Origin of the sequence: Streptomyces sp. NPDC006711, from assembly GCF_042869775.1 — a bacterium.
Taxonomy (GTDB): Bacteria; Actinomycetota; Actinomycetes; order Streptomycetales; family Streptomycetaceae; genus Streptomyces.
The window spans coordinates 173571-190582 of sequence record NZ_JBIAGO010000001.1; the positions used below are offsets into that span (position 1 = coordinate 173571).

The 17012-nt window shown below is 73.4% G+C and carries 14 protein-coding genes; 9 read left to right on the plus strand and 5 right to left on the minus strand.

The annotated features are described in order from the left end of the window. Nucleotides 1-233: 233 nt before the first annotated feature. Both ACFYM2_RS00805 and ACFYM2_RS00810 read right to left on the minus strand, forming a co-directional pair. Nucleotides 234-1988, minus strand: a complete 1755-nt coding sequence (locus ACFYM2_RS00805) for an acyclic terpene utilization AtuA family protein (protein ID WP_388832239.1) — start codon at nucleotides 1986-1988, stop codon at nucleotides 234-236. Continuing rightward, the gene (locus ACFYM2_RS00810; protein ID WP_388832242.1) at nucleotides 1985-2812 is read right to left on the minus strand and encodes a TIGR03084 family metal-binding protein; all 828 of its coding nucleotides are present in this window, start codon (nucleotides 2810-2812) and stop codon (nucleotides 1985-1987) included. Before ACFYM2_RS00810 ends, ACFYM2_RS00805 begins: the two co-directional genes overlap by 4 nt. 440 nt (nucleotides 2813-3252) lie before the next feature. Here ACFYM2_RS00810 and ACFYM2_RS00815 point away from each other — a divergent pair, with 440 nt between their 5' ends. After that, nucleotides 3253-3930 carry a DUF4232 domain-containing protein gene (locus tag ACFYM2_RS00815; protein ID WP_358994620.1) on the plus strand — a complete coding sequence of 226 codons (678 nt, stop codon included), beginning with the start codon at nucleotides 3253-3255 and terminating at the stop codon, nucleotides 3928-3930. Nucleotides 3931-4640: 710 nt separating this feature from the next. Here the strand turns inward: ACFYM2_RS00815 and ACFYM2_RS00820 are convergent. Continuing rightward, on the minus strand, nucleotides 4641-5591 hold the full coding sequence (locus ACFYM2_RS00820; protein WP_388459779.1) for a DMT family transporter: 951 nt from the start codon (nucleotides 5589-5591) through the stop codon (nucleotides 4641-4643). Between the two features lie 158 nt (nucleotides 5592-5749). Beyond that, nucleotides 5750-8626 carry an FAD-binding and (Fe-S)-binding domain-containing protein gene (locus ACFYM2_RS00825; RefSeq protein WP_388832246.1) on the minus strand — a complete coding sequence of 959 codons (2877 nt, stop codon included), beginning with the start codon at nucleotides 8624-8626 and terminating at the stop codon, nucleotides 5750-5752. Between the two features lie 263 nt (nucleotides 8627-8889). On the opposite strand from ACFYM2_RS00825, the gene ACFYM2_RS00830 reads away from it, so the two are divergent. The 7 genes from ACFYM2_RS00830 to serC all read left to right on the plus strand — a co-directional run bounded on the left by ACFYM2_RS00830 (nucleotide 8890) and on the right by serC (nucleotide 15725). Then, entirely contained in the window at nucleotides 8890-10392 is a 1503-nt protein-coding gene (locus ACFYM2_RS00830; RefSeq protein WP_388459777.1) for a sensor histidine kinase, read from the plus strand. Then, a complete protein-coding gene (locus ACFYM2_RS00835) occupies nucleotides 10389-10790 on the plus strand; it encodes a roadblock/LC7 domain-containing protein (RefSeq protein WP_350231062.1) in 402 nt (133 codons plus the stop codon). Before ACFYM2_RS00830 ends, ACFYM2_RS00835 begins: the two co-directional genes overlap by 4 nt. After that, nucleotides 10787-11134, plus strand: coding sequence for a DUF742 domain-containing protein (locus ACFYM2_RS00840; RefSeq protein ID WP_358994610.1), 348 nt, complete (start codon nucleotides 10787-10789; stop codon nucleotides 11132-11134). The genes ACFYM2_RS00835 and ACFYM2_RS00840 overlap by 4 nt, the downstream gene beginning before the upstream one ends. Further along, nucleotides 11115-11732 (plus strand): ATP/GTP-binding protein, encoded by a 618-nt coding sequence (locus ACFYM2_RS00845; RefSeq protein WP_350231064.1) that lies wholly within the window; start codon nucleotides 11115-11117, stop codon nucleotides 11730-11732. Before ACFYM2_RS00840 ends, ACFYM2_RS00845 begins: the two co-directional genes overlap by 20 nt. Next, nucleotides 11729-12958: a cytochrome P450 gene (locus ACFYM2_RS00850; RefSeq protein WP_350231065.1), complete on the plus strand. Its 1230-nt coding sequence runs from the start codon at nucleotides 11729-11731 to the stop codon at nucleotides 12956-12958. Before ACFYM2_RS00845 ends, ACFYM2_RS00850 begins: the two co-directional genes overlap by 4 nt. Beyond that, the gene (locus tag ACFYM2_RS00855; RefSeq protein WP_388459775.1) at nucleotides 12955-14196 is read left to right on the plus strand and encodes a cytochrome P450; all 1242 of its coding nucleotides are present in this window, start codon (nucleotides 12955-12957) and stop codon (nucleotides 14194-14196) included. The genes ACFYM2_RS00850 and ACFYM2_RS00855 overlap by 4 nt, the downstream gene beginning before the upstream one ends. Before the next feature lie 410 nt (nucleotides 14197-14606). Continuing rightward, the gene (gene serC / locus ACFYM2_RS00860; protein ID WP_358994604.1) at nucleotides 14607-15725 is read left to right on the plus strand and encodes a phosphoserine transaminase; all 1119 of its coding nucleotides are present in this window, start codon (nucleotides 14607-14609) and stop codon (nucleotides 15723-15725) included. A 166-nt stretch (nucleotides 15726-15891) separates the two neighbouring features. On the opposite strand, the gene ACFYM2_RS00865 is transcribed toward serC, so the two are convergent. Further along, nucleotides 15892-16620: an SDR family oxidoreductase gene (locus tag ACFYM2_RS00865; protein ID WP_388459773.1), complete on the minus strand. Its 729-nt coding sequence runs from the start codon at nucleotides 16618-16620 to the stop codon at nucleotides 15892-15894. An 89-nt stretch (nucleotides 16621-16709) separates the two neighbouring features. On the opposite strand from ACFYM2_RS00865, the gene ACFYM2_RS00870 reads away from it, so the two are divergent. Beyond that, the gene (locus ACFYM2_RS00870; RefSeq protein ID WP_388459772.1) at nucleotides 16710-16985 is read left to right on the plus strand and encodes a phosphopantetheine-binding protein; all 276 of its coding nucleotides are present in this window, start codon (nucleotides 16710-16712) and stop codon (nucleotides 16983-16985) included. The last annotated feature ends 27 nt before the right edge of the window (nucleotides 16986-17012 follow it).

The following is a 17012-nucleotide window of genomic DNA, read 5'->3' on the forward strand; positions in this document are numbered from 1 at the left end:
GAACCAGCACCCCAAGGGGCGCGAGGAACTGCGCGACCAGCCACGCACCACCCGCACACGAACCAGCACCCCAAGGGGCGCGAGGAACTGCGCGACCAGCCACGCACCACCCGCACGCGCACCGGCACCTCAAGGGGCGCGGGGAACTGCGCGGCTCACTCCCGGCGTCGGCCAGCCCGGCCCCGCCCCACTCCCCCGGCGGGTTTCGGGAAGGGGCGGGGCGGGGCGAAAACTCACCCCACCAACCCCACCGGCACACCCACCACCCGACTCCGCAACCACTCCCCCACCCCCTTCCCCTGAGGATCGAACCGCCCCTGCGCCGCAACCCCCTCCCCCAGCAACCCCTCCACCACGAAATTCAACGCCCGCAGATTCGGCAGCACATGCCGAGTGACCCGCAACTCCCCGCACTCCGGCAGGAGTTCACGGAAAAGCCCAACGGTCAGCGCCCCGGCCAGCCACCCCCACACCCGCTCAGACCGCGCCCACACCCCCACGTTCACATCCCCACCCTTGTCCCCACTCCGCGCCCCCGCCACCGCCCCCAAGGGCACCCGCCGAACCACCCCACCCCCACCGAACGCCCCCACACCGAACGCCGCCGCGTCAACCGCGGACAGCACCGGCTCCGGAACGGGCCGCAGAGGAGATGTGCGCGGCGCCGGGGGTATCAACTCCCCTACGCCGTCGGGGAGTACGGCCACCTGACACACGTCCCCCGCGTCCACGTACCGCGCCGAGAACACCCCGTACGGCGCCCCCTTCGACGGCGGCGCCGTGACATGGAAGCCGGGGTAGCTGCCGAGCGCCAGCTCGACCGCCGCGCCGCTCACCACCCGCCCGACCGCCTCGGGATCGGCGTCCCGCACGACGAGCCGCAGCAGGGCACTGGCGCATTCCTGCGTGTCCGCGTCCGCCCGGTCGGTGCGGGCCAGCTCCCAACACACCGACTGGGGACGGGACTTGGCCCGCCCGAACGCCGCCTCGACCTGCTCCCGCACCAGCGCGGCCTTCTCCTCCACGTCGAGCCCGGTCAGCACGAACACGACCTCGTTGCGCCACCCGCCGATCCGGGTGATCCCGGCCTTGAGGGTGGGCGGCGGCGCCTCGCCCCGCACCCCGCTGATCCGCACCCGGTCCGGCCCGTCCTGGTCGAGCCGTACGGTGTCGAGCCGCGCGGTGACGTCGGGCCCCGCGTACCGCGCGCCGGAGGTCTCGTACAGGAGCTGCGCGGTGACCGTGCCCGTGTCGACGACCCCGCCGGTACCGGGGTGCTTGGTGATGACGCTCGTGCCGTCGGCGTGGATCTCGGCGAGGGGGAAGCCCGGGTGCAGCAGGTCGCCGGGGGCGAAGTCGGTGAAGAAGGCGTAGTTCCCGCCGGTGGCCTGGGTGCCGCACTCCAGGACGTGCCCGGCCACGACCGCGCCCGCGAGCGCGTCGTACTCCTCGGGCCCCCAGCCGAACCACCACGCCGCAGGACCGGTGACGAGCGCCGCGTCCGTGACGCGTCCGGTGACCACGATGTCCGCGCCGGCCCGCAGGCAGGCCGTGATGCCGCCGCCGCCGAGGTAGGCGTTGGCGGTGAGGGCGCCTTCGGGCAGCGCGAGCGCGTCCCCTTCGACGTGCGCGACCCGCGCCGGAACGCCGACCCGGTCGCTCAACTGCCGTATGGCGTCGGCCAGTCCGGCCGGGTTGAGCCCTCCGGCGTTGGTCACGATCCGCACCCCGCGCTCACGCGCGAGCCCCAGGCACTCCTCCAGTTGGCGCAGGAACGTCTTGGCGTACCCGAGCCTCGGGTCGCGCAGCCGGTCGCGGCCGAGGATGAGCAGGGTGAGTTCGGCGAGGTAGTCGCCGGTGAGGACGTCCAGGGGGCCGCCGGTCAGCATCTCGCGCATCGCGTCGAAGCGGTCGCCGTAGAACCCGGAGGCGTTCCCGACGCGCAGTACGCTCCGGTCCGCCCGGTCCGTCGGTCCGCCCCGGCTCATGAGGCGTCCTCGGCCGCGTCGCGGGGCGGGCGGCCGGGTCCCGCGGGGCCAGCGAAGGCCTGGGCGATGTCGAGCCAGCGGTCGGCGTCGGCGCCCTCGGCCCGTACGGCGGTGTCGTCGCGGTGCAGCCGTTGGGTGACCAGGAGGCAGAAGTCCAACGCGGGCCCGGTGACGCGCTGTTGGGCGACCTCGGGCCCGTACGTCCACACCGCGTCGCCGTCGGGCGCGGTCAGCTCGACCCGGAACTCCTCGTCCGGCGCCGCGAGTCCGCGCACGGCGAAGGCGTAGTCGCGGGCGCGGACGCCGATGCGGGCGACGTGGCGCAGCCGGGCGGTGGGCCTGCGGGTGCGGCCCAGGGCGTCGAACACGTCCTGCCCGTGCGCCCAGGTCTCCATCAGCCGGCCCGTCGCCATCGACGCGGTGGACATGGGCGGCCCGTACCAGGGAAAACGCGCCCCGGCCGGCGCGGCCCGCAACTCCTCCTGGAGCCGTACGCGGCTGTCGCGCCACCACGAGAGCAGTTCGGCGGGCGGCAGCAGCGCGCCCGCCTCTGCCCCGTCGTCCACGAAGCGGTCGGGGGCCGCCGCCGCCTTCTCGGCCTCGTCGGCGAAGGCCTCGGGGTCGGTGACGGCGAGCAGGGCGGCGGTGTCGGTCCAGGCGAGGTGGGCGACCTGATGGGCGATGGTCCACCCCGGCGCGGCGGTCGGCGTGCTCCACTGTGCGGGGCTCAACTCGCCGACGAGGACGTCCAGTTCACCCCCTTCCGCGCGCAGGTCGTCCAGCACGTCGAGTACGGCGTCGGTCGGACCGGCCGGTTCGGACACGGTGCGCTCCCCTCCGGGACAGCGGGTGTGCCACGGAGCATGGCAGCGGCGCGGAAAACAAGCAAGCGTGCTTGCATGTATTTTCTGGCCGTTGCGGGGCGGTGTGGCTGCGTGCGGGGTGGTGGGGCTGCGGGGCTGCGGGACTTGGTTCGGTCAAGGCCTCCGGCGTCACGGGTCCGTACCGGCGGACGGCGGGCGCCCGTCCGGTCGTCAGGGACACGGCAACCGGCACCCCGGCGGGCCGGGGCACGGCTCGACGGGAGTGCGGCCGGGGGCGCGGCCCGCTGTGCGCCGTCTGTGCGTGTAACAGGAATGTCCTGGGGCGCGGCATGGAGGAACGGTTCACCGGGCCATGGGGTCCTGATGGTCATACCGACGCCCGCTCGTGCCGGACCGTACCGAGCGGCCCGCACCGCCAACCGATCCTGAGGGAAGAACCGATGCGCGTTCGCAAGCTCACCTTCGCCGCCCTGGCCGTCGCCGCGGGCCTCTCGCTCACAGCCTGCCAGAACGACGACGGTTCCACGGCACAGAGCGACCCGTCGTCCGCCTCCAGCGCGTCGACGGGAGGCGGTTCGGGCTCGGCGGGCGCGAACGCGGGTACGGGTACGGGGACGGGCGGCGCCCAGAGCGGCGGCAAGGGCACGACCGCCGGTACGGGGGCGAGCGGCACGGGAGGCTCGGGGAGCGGCGCCAAGGGTGGCAAGTGCACCGCGGCGGACCTGAAGATCTCGGCGACGGACGCCACGGTCGGCGGTGACAAGGACCGCACGGTGGCGGTGGAGTTCAAGAACGTCAGCGGCCGCGACTGCTCGGTGGCCGGTTTCGCGGGCGTCGACCTGAAGCTCGCCGAGGGCACCCTGCCGGCCAAGCGCACGGGCGAGCCGGCCAGCCCCTACACCCTCAAGAGCGGCAAGTCGGTGTACTTCGGGGTCACCTACCCGCACAACGACACGGGCGGCTCGGGCGTCCGCGTCACGGGCCTCCTGGTGACCCCGCCCGGCGACACGAAGACGGTCTCGCTCCCCTGGCCCGGCGAGGCGACCCTGCCCGTGACGGACGACACCACGTCCCAGGTGAAGGTCGGCCCGATCGGCAGCGCGGGCCAGGGCAACTGAGCCCCGCACAAGTGAGGGCCGGGGCAGAAGCCCCGGCCCTTTTCGCACCCCGGGCCCGGATCCCGGCCCCCGTCCCGGCGGGGTGCCTGCGCGGCCCGGCGGGGCAGCCCGCGCGGCCCGGGGCGGGTAGTTCGCAGCCCCGAGGGCGGAACCCTCCAACCCGGGCCAGAGGCAACCCCCGGGGGTCTGGGGCGCAGCCCCAAGGCCCCGCACCCTCCGACCCGGGCCATGAGCAGCCCCGGGGTCTGGGGCGCAGCCCCGGGGACCCGCACTCTCCAACCCGGGCCGCGAGCAACCCCCGGGGTCAAGGTCGCGGGGGCGGAACCTCCAACCCGGGCCAGAGGCACCTCCGGGGGGTCTGGGGCGCAGCCCCAGGGACTCGCACCCTCCAACCCCGCCGCACGGGCGGGCGGGTGGGAAAACCCCGGGGTCTGGGGCGCAGCCCCAGGGACCCGCACCCTCCAACCCCGCCGCACGGGCGGGCGGGTGGGAAAACCCCGGGGTCTGGGGCGAAGCCCCAGGGACCCGCACCCTCCAACCCCGCCGCACGGGCGGGCGGGTGGGAAAACCCCGGGGTCTGGGGCGTAGCCCCAGGGACCCGCCACTCTCCAACCCGGGCCACGAGCAACCAGGCAGCCGCACCCCCACCCCGGGCCAAGCGCGACCCCCAGGGTCAGGGAGCCACCCCGCCCGGCCGCACCCGCAGCCACCTACCCCCCGCCAACCCGGATCTGCGTCCGCACCGCCCCCACGCTCGCCCCGATCACAAGCCCGATCGCAAGCGCCTGAGGCCAGGACAGGGACTGGTCCAGGATGAGGAAGCCCGCCGCCGCCGCGATCGCCGGCTCCAGGCTCATCAGGATCGCGAAGGTGGAGGCGGGCAGGCGCCGCAGGGCCAGGAGTTCCAGGGTGTAGGGCAGGACCGACGACAGGACGGCGACGGCCGCGCCCAGCGCCACCGTCGAGGGCACGAGCAGCGCCGTGCCGGCCTGCGCGACACCGATCGGCAGGAACACGACCGCGCCCACCGCCATCGCCAGCGCCAGCCCGTCCGCCTGCGGGAACCTGCGCCCCGTACGCGCGCTGAACAGGATGTACACCGCCCAGCACACCCCCGCCCCCAGGGCGTAGGCCGCGCCCACCAGGTCGAGGCCGCCGAAGCCGCCGCCCCCCAGGAGGACGACACCGGCCAGGGCGAGTCCGGCCCACACCACGTTGACCAGCCGCTTGGAGGCGAACACGGACAGCGTCAGGGGACCGAGGACCTCAAGTGTGACGGCGACACCGAGCGGGACGCGGTCGACCGCCTGGTAGAAGAGCCCGTTCATGCCGGCCATCGCCACGCCGAACGCGACGACCGTGCCCCAGTCGGCCCGCGAGTGCCCCCGCAGCCCGGGCCGGCAGATCAGCAGCAGGACGACCGCCGCCGCGACGAGCCGCAGCGTCACCACTCCGGCCGCGCCCGCCCTCGGCATCAGCGTCACCGCGAGAGCCGCGCCGAACTGCACCGACATGCCGCCCGCCACCACGAGCGCGACCGGCGCGAACGCCGCCCCGCGCCGCTCGCGCCCCGACCCCTTCAGCGCGCCGGCCGCCTCCGGTACGGCGACGGCGGCCGCCGCGACCGGCTCGGCCGTACCCGTGCCCTTGACCGGATTCACCCGCGTCCACCTCCGTCAGATCAGTACATTGGACTTTCCAGGTCAGTATTCTGCACTGCGCTCGCCGCGCGCAAGCATTTTCCCGACCCCAACCGGAATGCCTCAGTCCATCCAATGTAAGCGGCGCCCGTGCCCGCTGCCCCTCACCCCCATCCCCGTCATGACCGTCCCAGCCCCTCCGCCAGCACCTCCGCCAGATGCCTGGCCTCCCGGCCCGCCAGCTGCGCCAGTTGCGTACGGCAGGAGTAGCCGTCGGCAAGCAGCTCCGTACCGGGCGCCGCCGCCCGTACCGAGGGGAGCAGCTGGTCCTCCGCGCAGCCCAGCGACACCTCCCAGTGGCCGCGCTCGAAGCCGAAGTTCCCGGCGAGACCGCAGCACCCGCCGCTGAGCTCGCCCGTCAGGCCCGCCCGCTCGCGCAGACGGCGTTCGGCGGCGTCACCGAGGACGGCGTGCTGGTGGCAGTGGGTCTGCCCGGCCACCGGGCGGTCCAGGCGCGGCGGCGTCCAGTGCGGCGCGCACTCCTCAAGGGCCTCGGCGAAGGTGCGTACCGACGCGGCGAGGCGAGCGGCCCTCGGGTCGTCGGGCAGCAGCTCCGGCAGGTCCGTGCGCAGGGCGGCCGCGCAGCTCGGTTCGAGTACGAGGACGGGAAGACCGGGGCCACCGGGAACACCGGGGCGGCCGGGAACACCGGGGCCGCCTGCGCCGGTCAGGTGCGGCTCCATGACGTCCAGGGTGCGGCGCAGCACCGCCTTGGCACGGTCGAGCTGCCCGGTGGTGACATGGGTGAGCCCGCAGCAGACCCGCCCGGAGGGGAGCGCCACGCTCACGCCCGCGTCCGCGAGCACCCGCAGCGCGGCCCGGCCGACCCCCGGGGACAGGTGGTTGGTGAAGGTGTCCGGCCACAGGAGTACCGCCGCCGCGTCGGGCTCCGGCCGGTTCTTGAGACCGGCCAGGAACGTGCGCGGCGCGAGCGGCGGGATCGTACGCTCCGGCGCGATCCCCGCGAGCCGTTTCGCCAGCGCCGCAAGCGGGCGGACGCGTGCGGCCGCGTTCAGCGGGCCCGCCAGCGGCGCGGCCCGCCGCAGCCACTCGGGGAGCCGGCCGAGGGCGTAGTGGGCGGCCGGGCGCCGGCGCCCCCGGTAGTGGTGGTCCAGGAACTCCGCCTTGTACGTGGCCATGTCCACCCCGACCGGGCAGTCGCTGCGGCAGCCCTTGCAGGACAGGCACAGATCGAGCGCGTCGCGTACCTCGCGCGAACGCCACCCGTCCGTGACCACCTCGCCCGCCAGCATCTCGTGCAGCAGCCTGGCCCGGCCGCGCGTGGAGTGCTCCTCCTCCCCCGTGGCCCGGAAGGACGGGCACATGACATCGGCCGAACCATCGCTCGCCGTACGGCATTTGGCGACCCCCACGCACCGGCTCACCGCCGCCTTGAAGTCGCCGCCGTCGTGCGGGTAGCCGAACGCCACGTCCACCGCACGCTTCGGCAGCACCTCGAAGCGCAGGTTCTCGTCGAGCCGCGCCGGCCGGGCCAGGATGCCGGGGTTGAGCAGGCCGTCCGGGTCCCACACGTCCTTGAACCGCCCGAACAGGTCCACCAGTTCGGGCCCGTACATCTTCGGAAGCAGTTCGGCGCGGGCCTGGCCGTCGCCGTGTTCGCCGCTGAGAGAACCGCCGTGCGCCACCACCAGAGCGGCCAGGTCCTCGGAGAACGCGCGAAAGCGCGCGACGCCGGGCGCGCTCACCAGGTCGAAGTCGACGCGCACGTGGACGCAACCCTCGCCGAAGTGCCCGTAGGGGGTGCCGCGCAGCCCATGGGAGGCCAGCAGGGCGCGGAACTCCCGCAGATACGCGCCGAGCCGGGCGGGCGGCACCGCGCAGTCCTCCCAGCCGGGCCAGGCCTCGGTGCCGTCGGGCATCCGGGTCGCGGTGCCCGCCGCGTCCTCGCGGATCCGCCACAGCGCGCGCATCCCGGCGGCGTCGCCGACCACGGCGCTGTCCTGGGCGGCGCCGGCGCGCACCAACTCGGCCGCCCTGGCGCGCGCTTCGGCCTCCGTGGCCCCGCCGGTCTCGACGAAGAGCCAGGCCCCGCCGCGCGGCAGCCCGGCCCCGCCCCGCACCCGTACGAGATCGGCGGCCATGCCCTCGACGGTCAGCGGCCGGTACGCAAGCAGGCCGGGCGCGGCCTCCGCCGCCGCGCTCTCGTCGGGGTAGCCCAGGACCGCGAGCGCCCGGGCGCGCGGCGTCTCCACCAGGCGTACGGTGGCTTCGGTGACCACGCCTAGGGTCCCCTCGCTGCCACAGAACGCCCGCGCCAGATCGGCGCCGCGCTCGGGGAGCAGGGCGTCCATCGCGTAGCCGGAGATGCGGCGCGGCAGGTCCTGCGGGTATCCCGTGCGCAGCGTCGCGAGGTGGCGGTCGACGAAGGCGCGCAGGCCTTCGGGCGCTGTCGAGTTCTGCCAGCCGCGTGACAGATGGTGAAGTTTGCCTTGTGCGCTGACCACTTTCAGATCACAGATGTTGTCAGCTGTCGTCCCCCATGCCACCGAGTGCGCCCCGCACGCGTTGTTGCCGATCATCCCGCCGAGCGTGCAGCGGCTGTGGGTGGAGGGGTCGGGCCCGAAGGTGAGCCCGTGGGGCGCCACCGCCTCCCTCAGGACGTCCAGCACAAGTCCCGGCTGCACCACGGCGGTTCGGGCCTGCGTATCCACCGCGATCAGCGACCGCATGAAGCGGGTGAGGTCGAGGACGATCCCGGCGCCGGTGGCCTGGCCCGCGATCGAGGTCCCGCCACCGCGCGGCACCACCGGCACCCCGTGGGCCCGGCACACCGCGAGGACCGCCGCCACGTCGTCGGCGTCGCGCGGGGCCACCACACCCAGCGGCACCCGGCGGTAGTTGGAGGCGTCCATGGTGGTCAGGGCGCGGGCCGTGACCCCGAGGTCCACCCGGCCGCGCACCGCACGGGACAGCTCGCGTCCCAGCTCGCGGGACAGCTCACGATCGCTTCCTCGGCCCTGCGCACGCTTAGCCATGGACCCAGGATGCCCCTGCCGTGAGGGAAGGGGACGGTGTCGCGATACTGTCTCCAACGTGTCCTGAAAAAGCCTTGTTGACCTGAATGCGGCTGGTCAACGCTCCCAATGAGCGGGAATGTTCACCAAGAACTATCCAATTCGATCACCAACTCTCCTATAGTTGCCCCTCGTTCCCCGTGAACGGGAATGCGTCCTTCCCCCTCGCCCGACCCTCGACCCCGCCCCCTTCGCCCGCCATAAGCGCTGTAAGGCATTGATCAATGACGGCGTCGCCCTCTCCCACCCGCCCCTCCGCGCTGGCCCTGCTCATCACCGCGGTGGTCACCGGCGCGTTCTGCGTGGCGGCGGTGGTCTCGGCAGAGCCCGCCTCCCGCGCCCTGGTCGGCTGGAGCCTCGCCACCGCGGCCGTCCTGCTGAGCGCCGGCGCGTACGCCATGACGTACCTCGCGGTGCGCAACCGCGTCCTGCGCGACCGGCTCGCCGCGCTCAACGCCCAGATCGGCGCCCAGGAGGCCAACGCCGCCCGGCGCAGCGCCGACGCGGTACGCCTGGACGCGGCCAGGGCCGCCGAGCGCAAGGCGCTGGTCGCCGCGCACGCCGCCGAGCTGCGCCGCGCCGAGTCGGCCCGGGCCGCCGCCCTCGCCGCGACCGCCAACGCGGCGGGCCGCATGCAGGCGCTGGCCACCGGCATGCTCGCCGACCTGCGCGAGATGGAGCACCGGCACGCCGACGAGGATGTGCTCGGCGACCTGCTCCACCTGGACCACCGCACCGCGCAGGCGGGCCGGCTCGCGGACTCCATCGCCGTGCTGACCGGAGCGCGTTCGGGCCGGCGCTGGTCGCGGCCCATCGTCATGGAGTCCATTCTGCGCGGCGCCATGGGGCGCATCGGCGGCTACCAGCGGGTGCGGCTGCACTCCACCAGTGACGCGGCCGTCGCCGGTCACGCCGCCGAGGGCGTCATGCACGCGCTGGCCGAACTCCTCGACAACGCGGCCAACTTTTCGCCGCCGACCGCCGAGGTCCATGTGTACGTGGAGGAAGTGCCGGCCGGCGTCATCATCACCGTCGAGGACAGCGGTCTCGTCATGAGCGAGGTGCAGCAGCGCCGCGCCGAACAGGCCGTGTCCGGGCGGTCGTTGGACCTGGCGGGGCTCTCGGGCACCCGGCTCGGGCTCGCGGTCGTGGGGCGGCTGGCCCGCAAGCACGGGCTCACCGTGTCGTTCCGGCCCTCCGCGCGCGGCGGCACCGGCGCCCTGATGCTGCTGCCGCACGAGTTGATCTCGCACGTCACCGCCGCGCCGGCCCCGGCCCCGGTCGCGCCCGTCCTCGACGTACCGCACGACCTGGCGACGGCAGAGCGCGCGGCGCGGACCGGCTCCACCGAGCCGGAGGCCACGCACGAGACGGCCGCCGAGCCCGTCACGGCCGCGCCCCCGGCCAACGCCCCGGACGCCCCGGAGGCCGCGGAGACAGCAGCCGAATCCGAGTCCGGCTCGCGCTCGGGCTCCGGCTCGGGCTCCGGCTCGGGCTCCGGCTCCGGTTCCGAGACCAGCGGTGAGTTCCCGCAGTTCGGCGAGAGCGGGCTGCCCAAGCGCAAGCGCGGCCGCGCCCTCGCCGCGGCCCATCCCCAGGGACCCGGCGCCCCCGCCGCCCCGGCCCGCGCCACGCCGGCCCCGGCATCCGAGGCCGCCGCCCGCTTCAGCAGCTTCCGCCAGGCCGTACGCGCGAAGTCCCCCTCCCCGGAAGGCACCACAGAATGACCGGCACCACCACCGACGAGAAGCTCAACTGGCTGCTGGAGAACCTGCTCCAGCGCACCCCCGGCGCCCGCCACGCCCTCGTGCTCTCGCGCGACGGCCTCAAGCTGTGCCGCACCCCCGAGCTCTCCGTCGACCAGGCCGACCAGCTCGCCGCCATCTCCGCCGGCATTCAGAGCCTGTCGCACGGCGCGTCCATGGAGTTCGGCGACGGCAGCGGCGGGGTGCGCTCCGCGATGGCGGAGTTCTACGGCGGCATCCTGTTCATCGTCGAGGCCGGGGAGGGCGCCCATCTCGCGGTGGTCGCCGCCGAGGACGCGGACGCGGGGCTCGTCGGGCACAACATGTCCGAGCTGGTGGAACAGCTCGGCGAATACCTCAGCGCCGAGCCGCGGGCATGAGCCGGCCGGGCCGGGACGACTCGCCGGACCGGCTCTACACGCTCACCGGCGGACGCAGCCGCTCCGGTTCGGCCGCCTTCGACCTGGTCACGCTGGTGGTCACCGAGTCGGACCCGACGCCCGGCATGCAGTCCGAGCACGCGGCGATCCTGCGGATGTGCCGCTTCCCGACGGCGGTCGTGGAGATCGCCGCCGAGCTGCGCCTGCCCGTCACGGTGGTCCGCATCCTGCTCGCCGACCTGCACGACACCGGCCGGATCAGCGCCCGCCATCCGCGCGCCGGCCACCGCCTTCCCGATTCCGACATCCTGGAGCAGGTGCTCGTTGGCCTCCGAAATCTCTGAACGGCCCGCACGCTCCGAACGGCCCGCCCTCGCGGGGACCGCGGACAACGGCCTGAAAATCGTCGTCGTCGGTGGTTTCGGCGTCGGAAAGACGACCATGGTGCGCTCGGTCAGCGAGATCCGTCCGCTGAACACCGAGGAGACCATGACGAAGGCGGGCGAGGCCGTCGACGACCTCGACGCGGTGCGCACCAAGACGGCCACCACCGTCGCGTTCGACTTCGGGCGCATCACCCTGGACGCGCACAACGTCCTGTACCTGTTCGGCGCGCCCGGGCAGGAGCGGTTCTGGTTCCTGTGGGACCGGCTGTTCGCGGGCACGCTCGGCGCGGTCGTCCTCGTGGACACCCGGCGCCTGGCGGACTCCTGGTACGCCATCGACCGCCTGGAGCACCACGGCACGCCCTTCGTCGTGGCCTGCAACGACTTCGGCGGCCCCGCGCACACCGAGGCGCAGGTGCGCGAAGCGCTCGACCTGCCGCCCGAGGTGCCGCTGCTGCGCTGCGACGCCCGCTCGCGCGAGTCGAGCAAGACCGTCCTGATCACCCTCGTGGAACATCTCGCGCGCCTGCGACAAGCACCGGAGCTCATACCGTGACGTGCCCGATCCCCGCCCCCGTCCCGCTGAGCGGCCCCCGCTTCCAGACCGACCCGAACGCGCTCTACCGCGACCTGCGGCGCGACCACGGCGCCGTGGCGCCCGTCGTGCTCGACGGCGACGTACCGGCGTGGCTGGTGCTCGGCTACCGCGAGCTGCACCAGGTCACCAGCGACCCGATGCTCTTCTCGCGCGACTCCGACCTGTGGAACCAGTGGGACCGCATCCCCGCCGACTGGCCGCTGCTCCCGATGATCGGCCGCAAGCAGCCGTCGATCCTCTACACCGTCGGCGAGCGCCACCGCGAGCGGGCGGCGATGGTCTCCGAGGCCCTTGAGGCCGTCGACCCCTTCGAACTGCGCCGCCACGCCGAGCGGTTCGCGGACGAACTCATCGACGCGCTGTGCGGCGCGGGCAGCTGCGACATCGTCGGCCAGTACGCCATGCTCCTGCCGGTCCGGGTCCTGGCGCGCCTGTACGGGTTCGCCGACGAGCAGGGTCCCGGCCTGGTCACCGCGATGAACGACATGATCAACGGCCGGGAGGGCGCCCTCGAGGGCCAGCGCCACCTCGCGGAGTCGATGTACGCGCTGCTCACCGCCAAGCAGGTGGAGCCGGGTGACGACGTGGCGTCGCGGATGCTCGCCAACCCGTACGGCTTCACCGTCGAGGAGGTCGGCCAGGACCTCATGGTGATGATGGCCGCGGGCCACCAGCCCACCGCCGACTGGATCGGCAACTCGCTGCGTCTGATGCTCACCGACGACCGGTTCGCGGCCTCGCTCGCGGGCGGGCGGCACAGCGTCGGCGAGGCGATGAACGAGGTGCTGTGGGAGGACACCCCCACGCAGAACGTGGCGGGCCGCTGGGCCGCCCGCGACACCCGGCTCGGCGGCCAGCACATCCGCGCGGGCGACCTGCTGCTCCTTGGCCTCGCGGCGGCCAACGGCGACCCCCAGATACGCACCGACGCGGGCGCCCTGACCGGCGGCAACAGCGCGTTCTTCTCGTTCGGGCACGGGGAGCACCGCTGCCCCTTCCCCGCGCAGGAGGTCGCCGAGGTCATCGCGCGCACCGGGATCGAGGTGCTGCTCGACCGGCTGCCCGACGTCGATCTCGCCGTGCCCGAGGGGCAGTTGGCGCGTCGCCCGTCGCCGTGGCTGCGCGGCCTGTCCGAGCTTCCCGTCACGTTCACGCCCACTCCCGCCCTTGGAGCAGCCAGATGAGCAGACCGTCGCAGTGCCCCGTGGACCACAGCGGTGCCATCACCCTCGACCCGTTCGTCGGCGACCTGGACGCGGAGAGCGCGGCGCTGCGCGCGGCGGGTCCGCTGGTACGGGTCGTGCTGCCGGGCGGGGTGGGCTGCTACTCGGTGACGCACCACGCCGAGGCCCGGGCACTGCTGACCGATCCGCGCCTGGTGAAGGACATCAACAGCTGGGGTGCCTGGGGGCGCGGCGAGATCCCGCTGGACTGGCCCCTGATCGGGCTCGCCAACCCGGGCCGCTCGATGCTGACCGTCGACGGCGATGAGCACCGCCGGCTGCGCACCCTGGTCGCGCAGGCGCTGACCGTGCGGCGGGTGGAGCGGTTGCGGGCGGGCATCGAGGCGCTGACGACGTCGATGCTGGACCGCCTCGCGGCCCTCCCCGAGGGCGAAGTGGTGGACCTGAAGGCGGAGTTCGCCTATCCGCTCCCCATGAACGTGATCAGCGAGCTGATGGGTGTGGACGCGGCCGACCACCCGCGCCTGAAGGCCCTGTTCGAGAAGTTCTTCTCCACGCAGACGCCGCCGGAGGAGGTGCCGCAGATGATGGCGGATCTGAGCGAGCTGTTCGGGCGGATCGTGGAGTCCAAGCGGCGGGCGCCGGGCGACGACCTGACCAGCGCGCTGATCGCGGCGTCCGAGGACGGTGACCACCTCACCACGGAGGAGATCACCAACACGCTCCAGTTGATGATCGCGGCGGGTCACGAGACGACGATCAGCCTCATCGTGAACGCGGTGGTGGCCCTGGAGACGCATCCCGAGCAGCGCGCGCTGGTGCTGGCGGGGAAGGTGGCGTGGGAGAACGTCATCGAGGAGACCCTGCGCTGGTCGACGCCGACGTCGCACGTCCTGTTCCGCTTCGCGACGGAGGATGTGCCGGTGGGCGACCGGGTGCTGCCGGCGGGCGAGGCGCTGATCGTCTCCTTCGGGGCGATCGGGCGGGACGAGGCGCAGCACGGGCCGACGGCGGGCGACTTCGATGTGACCCGCACCCCGAACCGCCACATCTCCTTCGGCCACGGCCCGCACGTCTGCCCCGGGGCGGCCCTGTCCCGCCTGGAGGCCGGGGTGGCCCTGCCGGCCCTGTACGCCCGCTTCCCCTCTTTGCGGCTCGCGGTCCCCCCGTCGTCCCTGCGCAACAAGCCCATAGTCACCCAGAACGACCTCCACACCCTCCCAGTCCACCTGACCTGACCCGGGTCCCCGGCCCCCTGCGAGAACGGCCCTGGGGCGGAGCCCCAGGAGCCCCGGCTGCGGACCGTGCGTGGCCGCTCGCGCAGTTCCCCGCGCCCCTGGCAGGGCTCCTGCTGAGGCATACCCAGCCCGTCCGGCGTTTGAGGACGAGGCCCTTCAGGCCGAACGGGGTCTGGGGCGGAGCCCCAGGTACCCCGGCTGCGGGCCGTGGTCGCTCCTCGCGCAGTTCCCCGCGCCCCTGCCAGGGTCCGTGCTGGCCCACACCGGCATACCTCAGCCTGCCCGGCGTTTGAGGGCGAGCGCCCTTTGGGTGCGAACAGGGTTTGGGGCGGAGCCCCGGGGGGTGGGGGGCCGTCTCATCGGGCGGACCCGGGGGACCGGGGTCGGCAGGACCCGCTACGCTCGCGCACGTGGCTGAGATCCAGATTCCCGCTGACATGAAGCCCGCCGACGGCCGTTTCGGCGCGGGCCCCTCCAAGGTGCGTACGGAGGCGCTGGACGCCCTGGCCGCCACCGGCACCTCCCTCCTCGGCACCTCCCACCGCCAGGCCCCGGTCAAGAACCTGGTCGGCGAGGTGCGCCAGGGCATCCGGGACCTCTTCTCCCTCCCCGAGGGCTACGAGGTGATCCTGGGCAACGGCGGCTCCACCGCGTTCTGGGACGTCGCGACGCACGGCCTGATCGAGAACAAGTCCCAGCACCTGAACTTCGGCGAGTTCTCCTCCAAGTTCGCCAAGGCCGCCAAGGCCGCCCCCTGGCTGGCCGAGCCGACCGTCATCAGCAGCGACCCGGGCACTCACCCGGACCCGAAGGCCGAAGCGGGCGTGGACGTGTACGCGTTCACGCACAACGAGACCTCCACCGGTGTCGCCGCCCCCATCAAGCGCGTGGCCGGCGCCGACGAGGGCGCCCTGGTCCTGGTGGACGCGACCTCCGGCGCCGGCGGCCTGCCCGTCGACATCACCGAGACGGACGTCTACTACTTCGCCCCGCAGAAGTCGTTCGCATCGGACGGCGGCCTGTGGCTCGCCGCGTTCTCGCCGGCCGCACTGGACCGCGCCCAGCGCGTGCACGCGAGCGGCCGGCACGTGCCGGAGTTCTTCTCGCTGCCGACCGCGATCGACAACTCGCTGAAGAACCAGACGTACAACACCCCCGCCCTGTCCACCCTGTTCCTGCTCAACGAGCAGCTGAAGTGGATCAACGGCCAGGGCGGTCTCGACTGGGCGACGGGCCGCACCCGCGCGTCCTCCCAGGCCCTGTACGGCTGGGCCGAGGACTCCAAGCACGCCACCCCGTTCGTGACGGACCCGGCCAAGCGCTCGCAGGTCATCGGCACGATCGACTTCGCGGACGGCATCGACGCCGCCGCGGTCGCCAAGGTGCTGCGCGCCAACGGCATCGTGGACACCGAGCCGTACCGCAAGCTGGGCCGCAACCAGCTGCGTATCGCGATGTTCCCGGCGATCGACCCGTCGGACGTCGAGGCCCTGACGGCCTGCGTGGACTACGTCATCGAGCAGCTGTAGGCATCCCGGCGTACGCGAGGGACCGCCGCGAGCGGATCCGCGCGTGCGCCGCGCAGGGCCCGGCGCCACCACGGGAAGCGGAGTTGGCCAAGCAGCCGGCCGCAGTGCGGGCCGAGCTCGACGTCCTCGCAGTCGCCGAGCGTGTCCTCGAAGCGCAGACACGAACCTAGAGCATTCCTCCGGTGGCGGAGATGGTCTGTCCGGTGATCCAGCCGGAGTCGGGGCCGGCCAGGAAGGCGACGATGCCGGCGATGTCGCCTCCGGTGCCCAGGCGGCCCAGGACGGTGTTGCGGGCGGCGCGTTCGAGGAGTCTCGGGGGCAGGGACTGCCGCAGCATCGCGGTGTCGGTGGCGCCGGGGGCGACGCAGTTGACGGTGATGCGGCGGGGGCCGAATTCCTGGGCCGCCACTGCGGTGAACTGTTCGACGGCGGCTTTGCTGGCAGCGTAGACGGCGTTGCCGGGGGTGGGGCGGCGTACACCGATGGAGGACATCGTGATGACGCGGCCACCGTCGCGCAGGCGGGTGGCTGCGTGCTGGAGAGCGAGGAAGGTGCCTCTGGTGTTGACGGCCATCACGCGGTCGTAGGTTTCCTCGCTGGCTTCTTCGATGCGTGCGTCGGGAAGCCAGACCGCCGCGTTCGCGACGAGAATGTCGAGGCCGCCCGTGACGCGTTCCGCCTCGGCGAAGAGCCGGGCCACCTGGGCCGAATCGGCGAGGTCGGCGCGGACCGGGTACGCGCCGGTGGCGGCCGCCGCCTCTTTCGCGTCCTGTTCGGCCTGGTGGTAGCCGAAGGCCACGTGGGCGCCGTCGGTGGTGAGCCGTTCCACGATGGCCCGGCCGATTCCACGCGAGCCGCCCGTGACCAGGGCCGTGCGCCCTTGCAGGCTTCCCATGACACCCCACTCAACTACACTGCGTTGACTTAGAGTTGCATAGAGTAGCATTCGTGGGGTCGGGACAATTCACGGACGGGGAGCGCACGTTGAGCGATCGACGGATGAGCAGGACGGCGGTCCGGGCCGTTCTCGTGGACGCCGTGCGGGAGCTGAAGCCCGAGTTCGCCGGCCTCGCGCTCACCGGTGACGAGCACCTCAGCGCCGATTTGGGGCTGGACTCGGTGGCCCGGGTGGAACTGCTGGTGGTGCTGGAGGAGGAGTTCGGGATCGAGGACGAGGTGGACCCGAGGATCTTCATGACGCCGGCGACCATCAACGCCCTGGTCGAGCAGATCGTGGTCACCGAGGACGTCTGCCCGTGACGTCCGCGGCGGTGACCGTCCCCGCCG

Bases quoted from the DNA above. Each gene is read 5' to 3' on its own strand.
- ACFYM2_RS00805 (WP_388832239.1), bottom strand. From the start codon at position 1,988: ATGAGCCGGGGCGGACCGACGGACCGGGCGGACCGGAGCGTACTGCGC.
- ACFYM2_RS00815 (WP_358994620.1), top strand. From the start codon at position 3,253: ATGCGCGTTCGCAAGCTCACCTTCGCCGCCCTGGCCGTCGCCGCGGGC.
- ACFYM2_RS00825 (WP_388832246.1), bottom strand. From the start codon at position 8,626: ATGGCTAAGCGTGCGCAGGGCCGAGGAAGCGATCGTGAGCTGTCCCGC.
- ACFYM2_RS00830 (WP_388459777.1), top strand. From the start codon at position 8,890: ATGACGGCGTCGCCCTCTCCCACCCGCCCCTCCGCGCTGGCCCTGCTC.
- ACFYM2_RS00835 (WP_350231062.1), top strand. From the start codon at position 10,389: ATGACCGGCACCACCACCGACGAGAAGCTCAACTGGCTGCTGGAGAAC.
- ACFYM2_RS00840 (WP_358994610.1), top strand. From the start codon at position 10,787: ATGAGCCGGCCGGGCCGGGACGACTCGCCGGACCGGCTCTACACGCTC.
- ACFYM2_RS00855 (WP_388459775.1), top strand. From the start codon at position 12,955: ATGAGCAGACCGTCGCAGTGCCCCGTGGACCACAGCGGTGCCATCACC.
- ACFYM2_RS00865 (WP_388459773.1), bottom strand. From the start codon at position 16,620: ATGGGAAGCCTGCAAGGGCGCACGGCCCTGGTCACGGGCGGCTCGCGT.